This is a genomic window from Bradyrhizobium sp. LVM 105 (assembly GCF_003957705.1).
Taxonomy (GTDB): Bacteria; Pseudomonadota; Alphaproteobacteria; order Rhizobiales; family Xanthobacteraceae; genus Bradyrhizobium; species Bradyrhizobium frederickii.
Genome location: NZ_QZMV01000002.1, coordinates 648,158 through 663,975, shown reverse-complemented (window position 1 = coordinate 663,975; position 15,818 = coordinate 648,158). Strand labels below are relative to the sequence as shown.

The 15,818-nt window shown below is 64.4% G+C and carries 13 protein-coding genes; 11 read left to right on the top strand and 2 right to left on the bottom strand.

The genetic code is table 11. The annotated features are described in order from the left end of the window. The first annotated feature begins 551 nt into the window (after nucleotides 1-551). The 11 genes from D6B98_RS08345 to D6B98_RS08295 all read left to right on the top strand — a co-directional run bounded on the left by D6B98_RS08345 (nucleotide 552) and on the right by D6B98_RS08295 (nucleotide 14,161). Nucleotides 552-1,871, top strand: coding sequence for a CmpA/NrtA family ABC transporter substrate-binding protein (locus D6B98_RS08345; RefSeq protein WP_126256524.1), 1,320 nt, complete (start codon nucleotides 552-554; stop codon nucleotides 1,869-1,871). Nucleotides 1,872-1,931: 60 nt separating this feature from the next. Then, entirely contained in the window at nucleotides 1,932-2,828 is an 897-nt protein-coding gene (gene ntrB, locus D6B98_RS08340; RefSeq protein WP_126256523.1) for a nitrate ABC transporter permease, read from the top strand. Nucleotides 2,829-2,842: 14 nt separating this feature from the next. After that, nucleotides 2,843-3,637 (top strand): ABC transporter ATP-binding protein, encoded by a 795-nt coding sequence (locus D6B98_RS08335; protein ID WP_126256522.1) that lies wholly within the window; start codon nucleotides 2,843-2,845, stop codon nucleotides 3,635-3,637. 341 nt (nucleotides 3,638-3,978) lie between these two features. After that, entirely contained in the window at nucleotides 3,979-5,358 is a 1,380-nt protein-coding gene (locus D6B98_RS08330) for an MFS transporter (RefSeq protein ID WP_126256521.1), read from the top strand. Between the two features lie 122 nt (nucleotides 5,359-5,480). Beyond that, nucleotides 5,481-5,909, top strand: a complete 429-nt coding sequence (locus tag D6B98_RS08325) for a globin family protein (protein ID WP_126256520.1) — start codon at nucleotides 5,481-5,483, stop codon at nucleotides 5,907-5,909. A 10-nt stretch (nucleotides 5,910-5,919) separates the two neighbouring features. Further along, nucleotides 5,920-7,137 (top strand): NAD(P)/FAD-dependent oxidoreductase, encoded by a 1,218-nt coding sequence (locus D6B98_RS08320; protein WP_135162324.1) that lies wholly within the window; start codon nucleotides 5,920-5,922, stop codon nucleotides 7,135-7,137. A 27-nt stretch (nucleotides 7,138-7,164) separates the two neighbouring features. Beyond that, the gene (locus tag D6B98_RS08315; protein ID WP_126256518.1) at nucleotides 7,165-9,867 is read left to right on the top strand and encodes a nitrate reductase; all 2,703 of its coding nucleotides are present in this window, start codon (nucleotides 7,165-7,167) and stop codon (nucleotides 9,865-9,867) included. Nucleotides 9,868-10,102: 235 nt separating this feature from the next. Beyond that, entirely contained in the window at nucleotides 10,103-11,005 is a 903-nt protein-coding gene (locus D6B98_RS08310; RefSeq protein ID WP_126256757.1) for an SMP-30/gluconolactonase/LRE family protein, read from the top strand. Nucleotides 11,006-11,050: 45 nt separating this feature from the next. After that, nucleotides 11,051-11,890 carry an aldo/keto reductase gene (locus D6B98_RS08305; RefSeq protein ID WP_126256517.1) on the top strand — a complete coding sequence of 280 codons (840 nt, stop codon included), beginning with the start codon at nucleotides 11,051-11,053 and terminating at the stop codon, nucleotides 11,888-11,890. 188 nt (nucleotides 11,891-12,078) lie between these two features. Then, nucleotides 12,079-13,020: a DMT family transporter gene (locus tag D6B98_RS08300; RefSeq protein WP_164718494.1), complete on the top strand. Its 942-nt coding sequence runs from the start codon at nucleotides 12,079-12,081 to the stop codon at nucleotides 13,018-13,020. 61 nt (nucleotides 13,021-13,081) lie between these two features. Further along, complete coding sequence (locus D6B98_RS08295) at nucleotides 13,082-14,161, top strand: zinc-binding dehydrogenase (RefSeq protein ID WP_126256515.1); 1,080 nt, start codon at nucleotides 13,082-13,084, stop codon at nucleotides 14,159-14,161. Between the two features lie 119 nt (nucleotides 14,162-14,280). Here the strand turns inward: D6B98_RS08295 and ppk2 are convergent, their stop codons facing one another. Both ppk2 and D6B98_RS08285 read right to left on the bottom strand, forming a co-directional pair. Further along, nucleotides 14,281-15,201, bottom strand: coding sequence for a polyphosphate kinase 2 (gene ppk2 / locus D6B98_RS08290; RefSeq protein WP_126256514.1), 921 nt, complete (start codon nucleotides 15,199-15,201; stop codon nucleotides 14,281-14,283). A 92-nt stretch (nucleotides 15,202-15,293) separates the two neighbouring features. Next, entirely contained in the window at nucleotides 15,294-15,755 is a 462-nt protein-coding gene (locus D6B98_RS08285) for an Lrp/AsnC family transcriptional regulator (protein WP_028177825.1), read from the bottom strand. Between the last annotated feature and the right edge of the window lie 63 nt (nucleotides 15,756-15,818).

Sequence of the window (15,818 nt, the reverse complement as noted above, 5' to 3'; positions counted from 1 at the left end):
GCGTCACGAGGATTGAGCCGGCGAGGGCCGCGAAGCAGGTGAGCTTCCGGATGCAGCCGCCACAGGCTGCAGCAATGCGGCAAGCCGCAGTCTTCGTTGACGCCAATGGAAATGCAAGTTGCGTGCCGTGGGAGCGCGTCGGAAAGACGTAGCGATATCAATGCGATGGGTCTTTGCTCAGGCACCCATCGACGCGATCCCGGGCCTCTTGCATGAGCTACTGCACAAGCTTTGTGCGACGCACAAGAATTGAGCAGGCCGCAAGTTTCGCAAGCGGGACGAACCTGCGACAGACTGGCGCGGCCTTATTAATCTACTGATTATTCAATCTTTTTCGAAATGTCGGCCTTGGCATGAAGCTTGAATGGTTCCAAGCCGACGCCATTGAAGCCGTCCCGCGAGACTTCTCATCCGACTTGCCGACGCCACCAGACGGGGGTCTCCCCCGTCGCGCGTTCGCATGCGCCAAAGATGGCGCCGCCGGACGGACGGGCTGCTCGTGTGCACAGATGCCAATCAATTCTGCAACGACGCAAAGGACGACACTGCCTATGACTAAGCGCACCCGCCGGCCCGTGGAGACGGGCCTCAGCCGCCGTCAATTGTTGAAAGCCACCGGTTCCACCGCCGCACTTCTCGCCGCAGCAAAACTGAATTTCCCCGCCGGCGCCTTCGCGCAGGACGCGGGCCCCGAAGTCAAGGGGGCCAAGCTCGGCTTTATCGCGCTCTCCGATGCCGGCCCGCTCTTCGTTGCGAAGGACAAGGGCCTGTTCGCCAAATACGGCATGCCCGACACCGAGGTGCTGAAGCAGGCCTCCTGGGGCACCACGCGCGACAATCTCGTGCTGGGCTCTGAAGGCAACGGCATCGACGGCGCGCATATCCTCACCCCGATGCCGTATCTGATCTCGGCCGGCAAGGTGACGCAGAACAACCAGCCGACGCCGATGTACATCCTGGCGCGGCTCAATCTCGATGCTCAGTGCATTTCGGTCGCCAAGGAATATGCCGACCTCAAGGTCGGCGCGGATGCCTCGGCGCTCAAGGCGGCCTTCGAGAAGAAGAAGGCCGAGGGCAAGTCGGTGAAAGTCGCGATGACCTTTCCGGGCGGCACGCATGACCTCTGGATCCGCTATTGGCTCGCCGCAGGCGGGATCGATCCCGACAAGGACGTCGAGACCATCACGGTGCCGCCGCCCCAGATGGTGGCCAACATGAAGGTCGGCACCATGGACGCCTTCTGCGTCGGCGAACCATGGCCCGGGCAGCTCGTCCATCAGGGCATCGGCTACACCGCCGTCAACACCGGCGAAATCTGGAGCAAGCATCCTGAGAAGTCGCTCGGCATGCGCGCGGCCTGGGTCGACAAGAATCCCAAGGCTGCGAAAGCGATCCTCATGGCCGTGATGGAGGCTCAACAATGGGCCGACAAGATGGAGAACAAGGCAGAACTCGCCGCCATCATGGCGAAGCGCCAGTGGATCAACTGTCCGGTCGAAGACATTGCCGACCGCGCCAAAGGCAAGTTCGACTACGGCATTCCCGGCAAGGTGGTCGAGAACTCGCCGCATATCATGAAGTACTGGCGTGACCATGCCTCCTATCCGTTCCGGAGCCATGACCTCTGGTTCATGACCGAGGACATCCGCTGGGGCAAATATGAAGCCGGCTTCGACAGCAAGGCACTGATCGGCAAGGTCAATCGTGAGGACATGTGGCGCGACGCCGCCAAGACCCTCGGCGTCGCGGCTGCCGACATTCCGGCCTCAACCTCGCGCGGCAAGGAGACCTTCTTCGACGGCAAAGTGTTCGATCCGGAGAATCCGGCCGCCTATCTGAAGTCGCTCGCGATCAAGCGCGTCGAAGTCTGATGGAGCCAGCGGCCGCCCTTGGGCGGCCGCATCGTCCCTTGAAGCCGGAGAGAGATTGCGATGAACATGTCTGCCGCCAAAATCGAGATTGAAACCGCGACGCCTGCGGCCAGCTCCGCGCCGGTCGTCGCGATGACGCCGAGGCGTCCCCCGCGCGCCGAAGTTTACGCACGCATGGCACGAGAGACGGCCGTGCGCGTGATCCCGCCGCTGGTCGTGATCGCGCTGCTGACGCTGGTCTGGGAACTGATCTGCCGCCGCGCCGGCTCGGCGCTGCCGCCGCCGTCGAGAGTGTTCACGGACACAAAGGAGCTGATCCTCGATCCGTTCTTCGACCATGGCGGCATCGACAAGGGCCTGTTCTGGCATCTGTCCGCCAGCCTCCAGCGCGTCGCCTTCGGCTACTCGCTCTCCGCCATTGCCGGCATCGGGCTCGGCGTGCTGGTCGGACAGTCGGTCTGGGCGATGCGCGGCCTGGATCCGCTGTTCCAGGTGCTGCGCACGATTCCGCCGCTGGCCTGGCTTCCGCTGTCGCTCGCCGCGTTCCGCGACGGTCAGCCCTCGGCGATCTTCGTCATCTTCATCACTTCGATCTGGCCGATCATCATCAACACTGCGGTCGGCATCCGCAACATCCCGCAGGATTATCGCAACGTCGCCGCGGTGGTGCAGCTCAATCCGCTCGAGTTCTTCTCCAAGATCATGATCCCGGCGGCCGCGCCCTACATCTTCACCGGCCTTCGCATCGGCATCGGCCTGTCGTGGCTTGCGATCGTCGCGGCGGAAATGCTGATCGGCGGCGTCGGCATCGGCTTCTTCATCTGGGACGCCTGGAACTCCTCGCATATCAGCGAGATCGTCCTGGCGCTGTTCTATGTCGGCATCGTCGGCTTCGTGCTGGACCGCCTGATCGCGGGTCTCGGCAAGGTCGTCACCCGCGGCACCGCGCAGAACTGAGAGGAGAGAGGCCCATGACCGCCTATCTGAAGCTCGACCACATCGACAAGATCTTTACCCGCGGTGCCGCCACAACCGAGGTGCTGAAGGATATCAACCTCACGATCGAGAAGGGCGAATACGTCTCGATCATCGGCCATTCCGGCTGCGGCAAGTCGACCTTGCTCAACATCATCGCAGGTCTGACCGGCGCCACCACGGGTGGCGTGCTGCTGGAGAACCGCGAGGTCAACTCGCCGGGGCCCGACCGTGCCGTGGTGTTCCAGAACCACAGCCTGTTGCCGTGGCTCACCGTCTACGAGAACGTCAGGCTCGGCGTCGACAAGGTCTTCGCCAGGACCAAGTCCCGCGCCGAGCGCGCCGCCTGGGTGATGCACAATCTCAACCTGGTGCAGATGGCCCACGCCAGAGACAAGCGCCCGTCCGAGATCTCAGGCGGCATGAAACAGCGCGTCGGTATCGCCCGGGCGCTGGCGATGGAGCCGAAGGTGCTGCTGCTGGATGAGCCGTTCGGCGCGCTCGACGCGCTGACCCGCGCGCACTTGCAGGACTCGGTGATGGCGCTGCATCAGAAGCTAGGCAACACCATCCTGATGATCACCCACGACGTCGACGAGGCCGTGCTTTTATCCGACCGCATCGTGATGATGACGAACGGGCCGAGCGCGCGCATCGGCGAGGTGCTGGAGGTGCCGCTGTCGCGGCCGCGCAAGCGGCTCGAGCTTGCCACCAACGCCACCTATTTGAAGTGTCGCCAGCGCGTGCTCGAATTCCTCTACGAGCGTCATCGCTTCGTCGAGGCCGCGTAAATCAGAAGTTGGCGCGAACGATGCGCGCGCCCAATTAATCGACATCAAGCTCAATCCTTGTGCGTCGCACAAGGATTGAGCGAATCGCAAATTTAGCGTGCGAAAAAGCCTTGCGAAAGATTCGGGCAACACGAATAACGTTCTGAAATCCCTGCGTTTCCAGCGTGCGCGCAACTGGCACGGAAATTGAAACGTCTTTGCGCGACGCCAACGACGACGTCCCTCAACATCATCAATAAGCATCGTGAACTCGCCACCGGGGGTGAAGCCTCGGAGCGCGCCTCCGTGGCCGGAGGCTGAGCCTGCAACGACGCAGCGGTGAGCCTGGAAGGGATAACTCAATGACGAAGAATCCGACTTGGATTTCAGATTGGCGCCCCGAAGACGAGGCGTTCTGGAACGCGACTGGCAAGACCATCGCGCGACGCAACCTGATCTGGTCGATCGTGGCCGAGCATATCGGCTTCTCGGTCTGGCTGATCTGGAGCATCGTCACCACCAAGCTGCCGCAGGCCGGCTTCCACTACACCACCGACCAGCTGTTCCAGCTGGTCGCGGTGCCGGGCCTGATCGGCGCATTGATGCGCTTTCCCTATACATTCGCAGTGACGACGTTCGGCGGCCGCAACTGGACCATCTTCAGTGCGGCGATCCTGTTCATTCCGACCTTGTCGCTTGCCTATTTCGTGAGCCAGCCCGACACGCCGTTCTGGCTGATGCTGCTGATCGCCTCGACCGCGGGTCTCGGCGGCGGCAATTTCGCCTCCAGCATGACCAATATCTCCTTCTTCTTCCCCGATAGGATGAAGGGGTGGGCGCTCGGCCTGAATGCGGCCGGCGGCAATATCGGCGTCTCCAGCGTGCAGCTCCTGACCCCGATCCTGATGACGCTGGCGGTCTTCAACCTGTATCAGGCAACGCCCGTCGACGGCATCTTCCTCCAGAATGCCGGCCTGATGTGGGTACTGCCGATCGCGATCGCGGTGCTCGGCGCGGTGTTCTTCATGAACAACCTCACCACCGCGAAATCGTCGGTGAAGAACCAGCTCGCGATCGTCAAGCGCAAGCACACTTGGATCATGGCGTACCTCTATATCGGCACGTTCGGCTCCTTCATCGGCTATTCCGCGGCGTTTCCGCTGCTGATCAAGACGCAATTCCCGTCGATCTCGATCTCGATCGCGTTCCTCGGGCCGCTGGTCGGCTCGCTGTCGCGTCCCTTCGGCGGCTGGCTCGCCGACAAGGTCGGCGGCTCCATCATCACCTTCTGGAACTTCATCCTGATGGCGGCGGCCACCGTCGGCGTGCTCTACTTCGTCGGACAGAAGGACTTCATCGGCTTCCTGTCGATGTTCCTGATTCTGTTCGTGACGACGGGCATCGGCAACGGCTCGACCTACCGCATGATCCCTTCGATCTTCCGCGAGCAGAACCTGTTCAAGGTTCGCGGCAAGGGCGAAGCGGAGCGCGCGGCCGCCTTGAAGACGGCGAGCATCGAAAGCGGCGCGGCGGTCGGTTTCATCGGCGCGGTCGGTGCGGTCGGCGGCTATCTGATCCCCAGCGGCTTCGGCAAGTCGATCGCCTTGACCGGCGGTCCGCAGCTCGCGCTTGCGATCTATCTGGCCTTCTACGCCTCCTGCCTGGCTCTGACCTGGTGGTTCTACCTGCGTCGCAGCCCGCAGGGTGAAGGCGCGCCAAGCCTCGCCGAGGCTCGCGTGTAGCACTTGGTACAAATCTCGCTTCTCCCCGTACGCGGGGAGAAGTCCCTCTGATGACGTTTGATCCATGAACTTTTTCCGCAACGGCGCGGACGAAGGCAGACCGAAACAGACAGGAGAACATCATGACGCCAGAACAGATCGCCCTCATTCAGCAGAGCTTCGCCAAGGTCGCGCCGATATCGGAGCAGGCCGCGGTGCTGTTCTACGATCGTCTGTTCGAGGTGGCGCCGTCCGTGCGCGCGATGTTTCCCGAGGACATGACCGAGCAGCGCAAGAAGCTGATGGGCATGCTCGCCGCCGTCGTCGGCGGCCTGTCGAATCTGGACTCGATTCTTCCCGCGGCCTCTGCGCTCGCCAAGCGTCACGTCGCTTACGGTGCGGTGGCCGAGCACTATCCGGTGGTCGGCGCGACCCTGCTGTGGACCCTGGAGAAGGGTCTTGGCGAAGCCTGGACGCCCGAACTGGCAAAGGCCTGGACCGACGCCTACGGCGTGCTGTCCGGCTACATGATGTCCGAGGCCTACGGCGCGCAGCCGCAGGCCGCTGAATAGGAGATGTCTCGTGAGTGAACCGCTGGTCATCGTCGGTAACGGTATGGCGGCCGCGCGTCTGGTCGACGAGCTCGCCAAGACTTCGCTCGGCCGCTACGCGGTCGCCGTTATCGGCGAGGAGCCGCGGCTCGCTTACAATCGCGTGCTGCTCTCATCGGTGCTGGCCGGCGAGACCGGTTCGCACGAGATCGAGCTCCGGCCGGCGGACTGGTGGCGCCATCGCGGCGTCACCGTGCGCTACGGCTATCGCGTCACCGAAATCGATGTCGGCCGCCGCGAGTTGAAGATCGAGGGCGAGGAGAGCATGGAATATTCCAAGCTCGTGCTCGCCACCGGCTCGACGCCGCTTCGCCTCAATTTGCCGGGCGCTGACCTCGCCGGCGTGCACACCTTTCGCGATACGCGCGACGTCGACCTCTTGCTGACGCTGGCCGCGGCCAGGAAGCGCGTCGTCGTCGTCGGCGGCGGCCTGCTCGGACTTGAAGCAGCCTACGGCCTCGCTAAGGCGGGCGCGCCGGTGACGCTGCTGCATCTGATGGACCGGCTGATGGAGCGCCAGCTCGATGGGCCGGCCGCCGATCTGCTCAAGACGCTGGTCGAGCGCAAGGGTATCCGCATCCTGCTCAACGCCTCGACCGCCCGCATCCATGGCGATGGACATGTCGAAGCCGTCGAGCTTGCCGATGGCAGCCGTATCGAGGCCGACGCCGTGATCTTCGCTGCCGGCATCAAGCCGAACGTCGCGCTGGCAAAGGAGGCGGGGATCGCCGTCAACCGCGGCGTCGTCGTCAACGACGTGATGCAGACCTCCTCCTCCGACATTTTCGCGCTCGGCGAATGTGCCGAGCATCGCGGCACCTGCTACGGCCTGGTCGAGCCCGCCTATGAGCAGGCGCGGGTGCTGGCGCGGCACCTGGCCGGCCGGCCCGCCGCCTATCAGGGCAGCGTCGTCTCGACCAACCTCAAGGTCTCCGGCGTCAGCGTGTTCTCCGCCGGCGACTTCATGGGCGGGGAGGGCAGTGAGAGCCTGGTGCTGACCGACCGCAGGCGCGGCACCTACAAGAAGCTCGTGATCGCGGACGGCCGGCTCACCGGTGCGGTGCTGATCGGCGATAACGTCGATGCGCTCTGGTATCTCGAGCTGATCCGCAATGGCGACAAGGTGGCGGCGATCCGCACCGACATGATGTTCGGCCGCGCGCTCGCGCGTCCCTCCAAGGCAGCGTGACCGGCCAGCTTGACAAGGCAGTTCGACATGACGGCAATTGATCCCTCGCTCCGCGCCACCAAGACGACCTGTCCTTATTGCGGCGTCGGTTGCGGCGTGCTGGCGACGCCCGACGGCAAGGGTGGCGCGGCGATCGCGGGCGATCCTGATCATCCCGCCAATTTCGGCCGGCTCTGCTCCAAGGGCTCGGCGCTCGGCGAGACCGTCGGGCTGGAAAACCGGCTGCTCTATCCGATGATCCGCTGCAAGGGCGTGCTGGAGCGTGTCGCCTGGAGCGATGCGCTCGATCACGTCGCCCATCGCATGCAGCACATCGTGGCCCGCGACGGCGCCGACGCGGTCGCGTTCTATCTCTCCGGCCAACTCCTTACCGAGGACTATTACGTCGCCAACAAGCTGATGAAGGGCTTTGTCGGCACGGCGAATGTCGACACCAATTCGCGGCTCTGCATGTCCTCCTCCGTCGCCGGTCATCGCCGCGCCTTCGGCGCCGACACCGTGCCCGGCTGCTACGAGGATCTCGACCAGGCCGATCTGCTCGTCTTCGTCGGCTCGAATGCGGCCTGGTGCCATCCCGTCCTGTTTCAGCGCATGCTGAAGAACCGGCAGGAGCGCGGCGCGCGCATGGTCGTGATCGACCCGCGCCGTACCGACACCGCCGGCGATGTCGATCTCTTCCTCGGCCTCAAGCCCGGCACCGACACGGCGCTGTTCTCCGGCCTCTTCGTTCATCTTGCCGACAATGGTGCGTTGGATCGGGACTACATCGCCACCAACACGTCGGGATTCGATGACGCGCTGGCACGCGCGCGCAACATCGCCGGCAGTGTCACTGCAACGGCGCTTGCCACGGGCCTCTCCGAGCAGGACGTCGCGACCTTCTTCAAGATGTTCCGCGACACCGAGAAGGTCGTCACGCTCTATTCGCAGGGCGTCAACCAGTCGGCGCAGGGCACCGACAAGGTCAACGCGATCCTGAACTGCCATCTCGCGACGGGGCGCATCGGCAAGCCGGGCGCCTCGCCGTTCTCGCTCACCGGTCAGCCCAATGCGATGGGCGGCCGCGAGGTCGGCGGCCTCGCCAATATGCTGGCCGCCCACATGGGCTTCACGCCGCCGGACATCGATCGTGTCAGGCGGTTCTGGAAGGCGCCGCGCATCGCCACCCATGAGGGCCTGAAGGCGGTGCAGTTGTTCGAGGCCATCAATCGCGGTGAGGTCAAGGCGCTCTGGGTGATGGGCACCAATCCCGCGGTGTCGCTGCCCGATGCGGACTTCGTGCGCGAGGCGTTGAAGAAGCTCGAGTTGTTCGTGGTCTCCGAGAACGTGCTGTCCAACGACACCGTCGAGGCGGGTCCGCACGTGCTGCTGCCGGCGCTGGCCTGGGGCGAGAAGTCGGGCACGGTGACCAATTCCGAACGCCGCATCTCGCGCCAGCGCTCGTTCCTGCCCGCGCCGGGCGAGGCGCGCCCCGATTGGTGGATCCTGAGCGAGACCGCAAGGCGTCTCGGCTTCGGCGGCAGTTTCAACTACAAATCCGCCGCCGAGATTTTCCGCGAGCACGCCGCGCTCTCGGCGTTCGAGAACGACGGCAGCCGCGATTTCGACATTGGCGCGCTGACCGCGCTGTCCGACGAAGCCTTCGACGCCCTGAAGCCGGTGCAATGGCCGGTGCGCGAAGGCGGCGTGCCCGGAGAGCGCTTCTTCGCGAGCGGCGGCTTCTTCACCAATGACGGCAAGGGCCGCTTCGTTGCCCCGGAGGTGCCGTCGCTGCGCAGCGAGACCGGTCCGTCGCGCCCCCTCAGGCTCAACACCGGGCGTATCCGCGATCAGTGGCACACCATGACGCGCACCGGCCTCAGCCAGCGGCTCGGCGCGCATCTGCCCGAGCCGTTCGTCGAGATCCACCCCGATGACGCCAGCAAATATGGCATCGTCCATGACGGCTATGCCCGCCTCACCACCGACTACGGCCAATGCATCCTGAAAGTTGTTGTGAGCGATCGCCAGCAGCGCGGCGCGCTGTTCGTGCCGATCCACTGGAGCGCGATGAATGCCTCGCAGGGCCGCGTCGGAGCGCTGGTGCAGTCGTTCACCGATCCGTTCTCCGGACAGCCCGAGTCCAAGGCGACGCCGGCCGCGATCGCGCCGTATGAATTCGTCTTCCGCGGCTTTGCGCTGTCGCGACAGCAGCTCGACCTTCCCTCAAACCTGTTGTGGACCCGCGTCACGGTCGCCGGCGGCTTCGGCTATCTGTTCGCCGACAATGCGGATCTGTCGCGCTGGCCGGCCTGGCTCGATGGCGTCGCCGGCGAGGACGTCGCCGAATATCGCGATTTTGGCGGCGGCATCTATCGCGCCGCCTCCTTCGCCGGAGATCGCATCGAGACCTGCCTGTTCGTCGGCCCCGGGCACGACGCCGGCGATTGGGAGGCGGTCAGAACTGCCTTTGCGGCCGATTGCGTCACCGACGAGCAGCGCCGCATGCTGCTGTCGGGCAGATCGACGGAGGGGGCGGCCTCGACCGGGCCGATCGTCTGCGCCTGTTTCGGCGTCGGCCGCGGCACCATCTGCGACACCATCGCCGCCGGCGCGCGCACGGCGGCCGAGATCGGTACCAAGCTCAAGGCCGGCACCAATTGCGGCTCCTGCATCCCCGAGCTGAAGCGGCTGATTGCGACGACGGACGTGCCGGTGAAAGAAGCCAAGCTCGCGGGCGCGGCGGGGTAAGCGAGCTCGCTCTCGCCCCCGGACGCAGCGCAGCGTCTCGTCGACGATGCGGCTGCAGAGCCGGGGCCCATTTGACAGCGGAGTGCTTGGCTTTTCTGGGTCCGGCTCTGCGCCGCAACGCTTGCGCGTTGCAGCGCGTCCGGGACACGAGAGCGGTATGCCTCCGTCCCAATCGACGCGCCCTCGATAGTGCCCTATGCTGCCGCGCGCTCTCTCAACAGTCGCAACAACAATGATGTACCTGGAAACGCCGCCGCGGCCGATCGAAACCACGCTGTTCTCCGCCATGCCTGACAAGTTCCGCCGCAAGGGGGTGCGGAGCGATTGGGCCGATGCCAACCGGCCACATGTGCCGACCGACAGTTTCATCGAAGGGCCATCCTTCGACATGGACGGCAACCTCTACATCGTCGACATTCCCTTCGGCCGCATCTTTCGCATCGCGCCTGATGGCGAGTGGTCGCTGGTGATCGAGTACGAGGGATGGCCGAACGGGCTGAAGATCGCCGCCGACGGTCGCATTCTGGTTGCCGATTACATGCACGGCATCATGGAGCTCGATGTCAAAGCCGGCCGCATGACACCGGTCCTGACCGCACGCAATTCTGAATCGTTTCGCGGCTGCAACGATCTGCATCTGGCCTCCAACGGCGATATCTATTTCACCGATCAGGGCCAGACCGGGCTGCATGATCCGAGTGGCCGGGTCTATCGGCTGGCATCGAACGGCCGGCTCGATTGCCTGATCAACAGCGGCATCAGCCCCAACGGCCTGGTGCTCGACCCAACCGAGACCGTGCTGTTCGTGGCGATGACGCGCGACAATGCGGTGTGGCGGCTGCCGTTCATGAAGGACGGCAGCGTGTCCAAGGTCGGCCGCTTCTGCTCGCTGTTCGGCACCAGCGGTCCCGATGGCGTGACGATGGATGCGCAGGGCCGCTTGTTCGTCGGCCACGCCTCGCTCGGCCATGTCTTCGTGTTCGCGCCAAACGGCGAGTTGATCGCGCGGATCAAGTCGTGCGCGGGGCCGAACTGCACCAACGTCGCAATCGGTGGCGCCAGGAAAGACAGGCTCTATATCACGGAGTCGTCGACCGGCAGCATTCTGGTCGCCGACATCGGCGGATTGAACCTCTGAGCTTGGTAGCGGTTGGCTGAGCGGAAGGACGACAGCGGAGCGAGCATGGACACAAAACCCTTCGGCCAAACCGGCGCCAACGTCTCCGTCGTCGGGCAGGGCACCTGGTATCTCGACCACGGCGACCGCAAGCGTGCGGTTGCCGCGCTTCAGCGCGGGCTCGATCTCGGCATGACGCATATCGACACCGCCGAGATGTATGGCGATGCGGAGCTCGTCATTGCCGATGCCATCGCGGGACGTCGCGATGAGGTGTTCCTGGTCTCCAAGGTGCTGCCGAGCAATGCCTCGCGCCGCGGAACCATCACTGCCTGCGAGCGCTCGCTGAAGCGGCTCAAGACCGACCGTCTCGACTGCTACCTCCTGCACTGGCGCGGTTCCTATCCGCTGCAAGATACGGTGGCGGCGTTCGAGGAGCTGGTGAAGGCAGGCAAGATCAAGTCCTGGGGTGTCTCCAATTTCGACGCCGACGATCTCGACGAGATTCTCGATGTCTCCGGGAAGGGCCGGATCGCCTGCAATCAGGTGCTCTATCATCTGAAGGAGCGCGCGATCGAGCATGCGGTGATCCCCTGGTGCGAGAAACATGGCGTCGCGGTGGTCGCCTATTCGCCGTTCGGCCACGATGATTTTCCGGATGCGCGCAGCAAGGGCGGCGCCGTGCTGGCGCGCATCGCAGAGGCGCGACGCGCGACGCCGCGTCAGGTCGCGCTGAGCTTCCTCACCCGTGCGACTACGGTGTTCGCGATCCCGAAGGCGTCATCGCCGGAACATGCCGGCGAGAATGCGGCGGCCGGCGACCTCGTGCTGACGAAAGACGAGATTGCGGCGCTCGATGTCGCGTTTCCGCGCGGTCCGAAGCCGCGCGGCCTGCCCATGCTGTAATGCACAAACGCCCATTATTAACGGAGCATTGACGCGCGCGGCGGCCCGCGCATATCGGCATCCTGTTTTCGGAAGTTGTGAACACGGCGCAATTGGCGTTTTTTACAACGTCCCTCGATTCGCATTTTGCCCGGGTTCCTGCCGTGACACCGCCGCCTGCCGCAGCCGCAAGGCTCGACAATATTCCCATGCCTGTGCCGGAGAAGAAGCAGAAGGCCCGCCGCGCGCCCGCGCGCGTCGACCATCCCTTCAAGGGCATCGCGCTGGTGCTGTTGTCGACGGTATTCCTCGGCACTTCCGACGTCACCGCGAAATATCTCTCGACCAGCCTGCCGTCGATCGAGATTACCTGGATCCGCTTCGTCACCTTCGCCCTGATGTTCACGCCGGTGATGCTGCCCGGCTCGCCGCTCCATGCGATGCGCACCGAGCGGCTCGGCCTGCAGTTGATGCGCGGTGCCGCGCTGCTCGGCTCCTCACTGTTCTTCATCACCGGCCTGAGCTTCCTTCCGATTGCGGAGGCTTCCGCCACCGGCTTCGTCTCGCCGCTGTTCGTCACCGCACTGTCGATCATCTTCCTGAGCGAGAAGGTCGGCATGCGGCGCTGGATCGCGACCGCGATCGGCCTGACGGGCGTCTTGATCATCCTGCGGCCGGGCACGAGCGCATTTCATGCCGCCGCGTTCTTCCCGATCATCTCGGCATTCTGCTGGGCGGCCGCGCTGATCCTGACGCGCATGATGAGCGGCCGCGAGGCCGTGCTCACCACCATGGCCTATTCCGCGCTGACCGGCGTTGCCATGCTGTCCCTGATGGTGCCGTTCGTCTGGGTCACGCCGAGCTGGACGGGAATCGGCCTCGGCATCCTGATCGGAGTTGCCTCGACCGTCGGCCAGTGGATCATCGTGCTGGCCTATCGCTACGGCGATGCCTCGGTGCTGGCGCCGTTCTCCTACACGCAATTGCTCTGGGTCAGCATTTTGGGCTTCTTCATCTTCGGCGAAGTCCCGGACGTCTGGACCGTCGTCGGCGCCGCCTTCATCGTCGCCAGCGGCCTCTACATCGCCCATCGCGAGCGCGTCCGGCGGGCCCAATTGCTGGTCTTGGAAGAGCGTTCCCCGAACCCCTGACGCAAGTCACTGCGTCCCGCTTCGTGCTATCAACGGCTCCAACAACAAGGGGAGGAGCCGGATGCGCGCTGCGATTTTCAGGAACGGTGAGATTGTCGTTGGCGAGATGGCCGAGCCCAAGCCCGGCGCTGGCCAGGTGCTGGTCAAGACGCTCGCCTGCGGCATCTGCGGCTCCGACCTGCACGCGCGCGAGCACGCCCATCGCATGGTGGAGATGGCGCAGAAGACCGGCCGCAGGCCGATGGACCTCTCCCGCGACGTCGTGTTCGGCCACGAGTTCTGCTGCGAGATCGTCGACTACGGAGACGGCACCGCGCGCAAGTTCAAGCCGGGCACACGCGTCTGCTCGCTGCCGGCGCTGGTGACGCCCGGGGGGATCGAAGGCATCGGCTATTCCAACGACAATATTGGCGGCTATGCCGAGGCGATGCTGCTCAGCGAAGCGCTGCTGCTCGAAGTGCCCAATGGTCTGGCGCCGGAACACGCCGCGCTGACCGAGCCGCTTGCCGTCGGCGTCCACGCCGTGGCGAAAGCCAATATTCGTGGCGACGAGGTGCCGCTGGTGATCGGCTGCGGCCCGGTCGGGCTTGCGGTGATCGCCGCGCTGAAGCTGAGAGGACTGCATCCGATCGTCGCCGCCGATTATTCGCCGGCACGGCGCGCGCTCGCAGCCAGGCTCGGCGCCGATATCGTCGTCGATCCCAAGGCGTCGCAACCCTATGCGACCTGGGCCGAGCACGCGCAGATGTCGGACGCGGAGAAAGCGGCACGGCCGCCGTTGCAGGCGATGCTGCCGGCGCTGAAGCCCGCGATCATTTTCGAATGCGTCGGCGTGCCCGGTCTGCTGCAGCAGGTGTTCGAAGGCGCGCCGCGTGACGCACGCATTGTTGTTGTCGGCGTCTGCATGGAGAGCGACAGAAACGAGCCGATGCTCGGCATCATGAAGGAGCTGAACGTCCAATACGTGCTCGGCTACACGCCGGAGGAGTTCGCTGCGTCACTGCGCCTGATCGCCGAAGGGCAGGTGGACGCCGCCGCCATGGTGACGGCCGAGGTCGGACTCGACGGCGTCACCAAGGCGTTCGCCGACCTCGCCAATCCCGAAGCGCACACCAAGATCATCGTGCAGCCGTGGCGGTGACTCCTGCTGCGTAGTTAGTGCCGTAGGGTGGGCAAAGGCGCAAAGCGCCGTGCCCCCTTCAGACGCCGTGCTCGTCATGGTGGGCACGCTACGCTTTGCCCACCCTACGAAACGCTTCGTCAATATTTCGCCGGCACGTACATCTCCGGCGGGACTGGGCCTCTCTGATAGTCGGGGTTGCGGACGCGCGGCGGCAGCGTCACCGGAGCCCGCGCGACCTCCTGGTACGGGATCTGAGTCAATAGATGTGCGATGCAGTTGAGCCGGGCGCGCTTCTTGTCCACGGCATCGACGATCCACCATGGGCTATCCGGCAGATGCGTGTGCTCCAGCATCGTCTCCTTGGCCTTGGTGTACGCCTCCCAGCGACTGCGGGACTCGACGTCCATCGGGCTCAGCTTCCATTGCTTCAGGGGATCCTTGATGCGCATGGTGAAGCGGAACTGCTGCTCGTCGTCGGTGATCGAGAACCAGTACTTGACCAGGATGATGCCGGAGCGGATCAGCATGCGCTCGAATTCCGGCACCGACTTGAAGAACTCCTGATATTCGTCCTCCGAGCAGAAGCCCATCACGCGCTCGACGCCGGCGCGGTTGTACCAGCTACGGTCGAACAGCACGATCTCGCCGCCGGCCGGCAGGTGCGCGACGTAGCGCTGGAAGTACCATTGCGTGCGCTCGCGCTCGTTTGGCGCCGGAAGCGCCGCGACGCGGCAGATGCGGGGATTGAGGCGCTGTGTGATGCGCTTGATCACGCCGCCCTTGCCGGCGGAGTCGCGGCCCTCGAACAGCACCACGACCTTCTTCTTCTCGCTCTGCACCCAGTCCTGGAGCTTGACGAGCTCGCCCTGGAGGCGAAGCAGTTCCCGGAAATAGAGCCTGCGATCGACCGTCGGTTTCAGCGTTCCGGCCTCGTCAAGGAGCTCGTCGAGACGGGTGTCATCCAGCTCCATCTCCAGTTCCTCGTCGAGATCGTCGGCCATTTCCTGGATGATGCGCTCGCGCTTGGAGATTTGGGATTTGCGATCGGATGCGGTCATGGGTCCTTCTCTCGGCTCGGATACCAGTCACCAACGACCATCGGCGGGGTTTGTTGCGACCATGTGACAACGTGCGGTCCCGCTGACGCAAGTCACACCGGCAGCGCGATCGAATACTTCACCTGGCTCAGCGCAAAGCTCGATTCTATCGAGGCGATGCCGTCGAGCCGAGTCAGCTTGGTCTTCAGGAAAGTCTCGTAGGAGGCGAGGTCGGCGGCGACGACGCGCAGGAGGTAGTCGCGGTTGCCGGTCATCAGATAGCATTCCAGCACCTCGTCCCATTTCGAGATCGCGCGGGCGAAGCGGTTGAGGTCTTCTTCCTTCTGCCGCGCCAGCTTGATCGAGATGAACACGCTGACATGCAGGCCGAGCGCCTTCTGGTCCACGGTCGCGATGTAGCGTGAGATCACGCCGCGCTCCTCCAGCAGCTTGACCCGGCGGTGGCAGGGCGAGACCGAGAGTCCGACCTTGTCGGCGAGCTCCTGCATGGTCATTCGGCTGTCGTTCTGGAGATGGCTGAGGATCTTGCGGTCGATGGCGTCGAGTTCTGGCATTGGGATGGAACCTGGGTCAGGAGGCGTCTGATTGGTAAAATATCCCAATATCGGCCGGTATGG

Bases quoted from the DNA above. Each gene is read 5' to 3' on its own strand.
- D6B98_RS08315 (WP_126256518.1), top strand. From the start codon at position 7,165: ATGACGGCAATTGATCCCTCGCTCCGCGCCACCAAGACGACCTGTCCT.
- ntrB (WP_126256523.1), top strand. From the start codon at position 1,932: ATGAACATGTCTGCCGCCAAAATCGAGATTGAAACCGCGACGCCTGCG.
- ppk2 (WP_126256514.1), bottom strand. From the start codon at position 15,201: ATGACCGCATCCGATCGCAAATCCCAAATCTCCAAGCGCGAGCGCATC.
- D6B98_RS08345 (WP_126256524.1), top strand. From the start codon at position 552: ATGACTAAGCGCACCCGCCGGCCCGTGGAGACGGGCCTCAGCCGCCGT.
- D6B98_RS08330 (WP_126256521.1), top strand. From the start codon at position 3,979: ATGACGAAGAATCCGACTTGGATTTCAGATTGGCGCCCCGAAGACGAG.
- D6B98_RS08325 (WP_126256520.1), top strand. From the start codon at position 5,481: ATGACGCCAGAACAGATCGCCCTCATTCAGCAGAGCTTCGCCAAGGTC.
- D6B98_RS08310 (WP_126256757.1), top strand. From the start codon at position 10,103: ATGTACCTGGAAACGCCGCCGCGGCCGATCGAAACCACGCTGTTCTCC.
- D6B98_RS08285 (WP_028177825.1), bottom strand. From the start codon at position 15,755: ATGCCAGAACTCGACGCCATCGACCGCAAGATCCTCAGCCATCTCCAG.
- D6B98_RS08335 (WP_126256522.1), top strand. From the start codon at position 2,843: ATGACCGCCTATCTGAAGCTCGACCACATCGACAAGATCTTTACCCGC.
- D6B98_RS08295 (WP_126256515.1), top strand. From the start codon at position 13,082: ATGCGCGCTGCGATTTTCAGGAACGGTGAGATTGTCGTTGGCGAGATG.
- D6B98_RS08305 (WP_126256517.1), top strand. From the start codon at position 11,051: ATGGACACAAAACCCTTCGGCCAAACCGGCGCCAACGTCTCCGTCGTC.
- D6B98_RS08300 (WP_164718494.1), top strand. From the start codon at position 12,079: ATGCCTGTGCCGGAGAAGAAGCAGAAGGCCCGCCGCGCGCCCGCGCGC.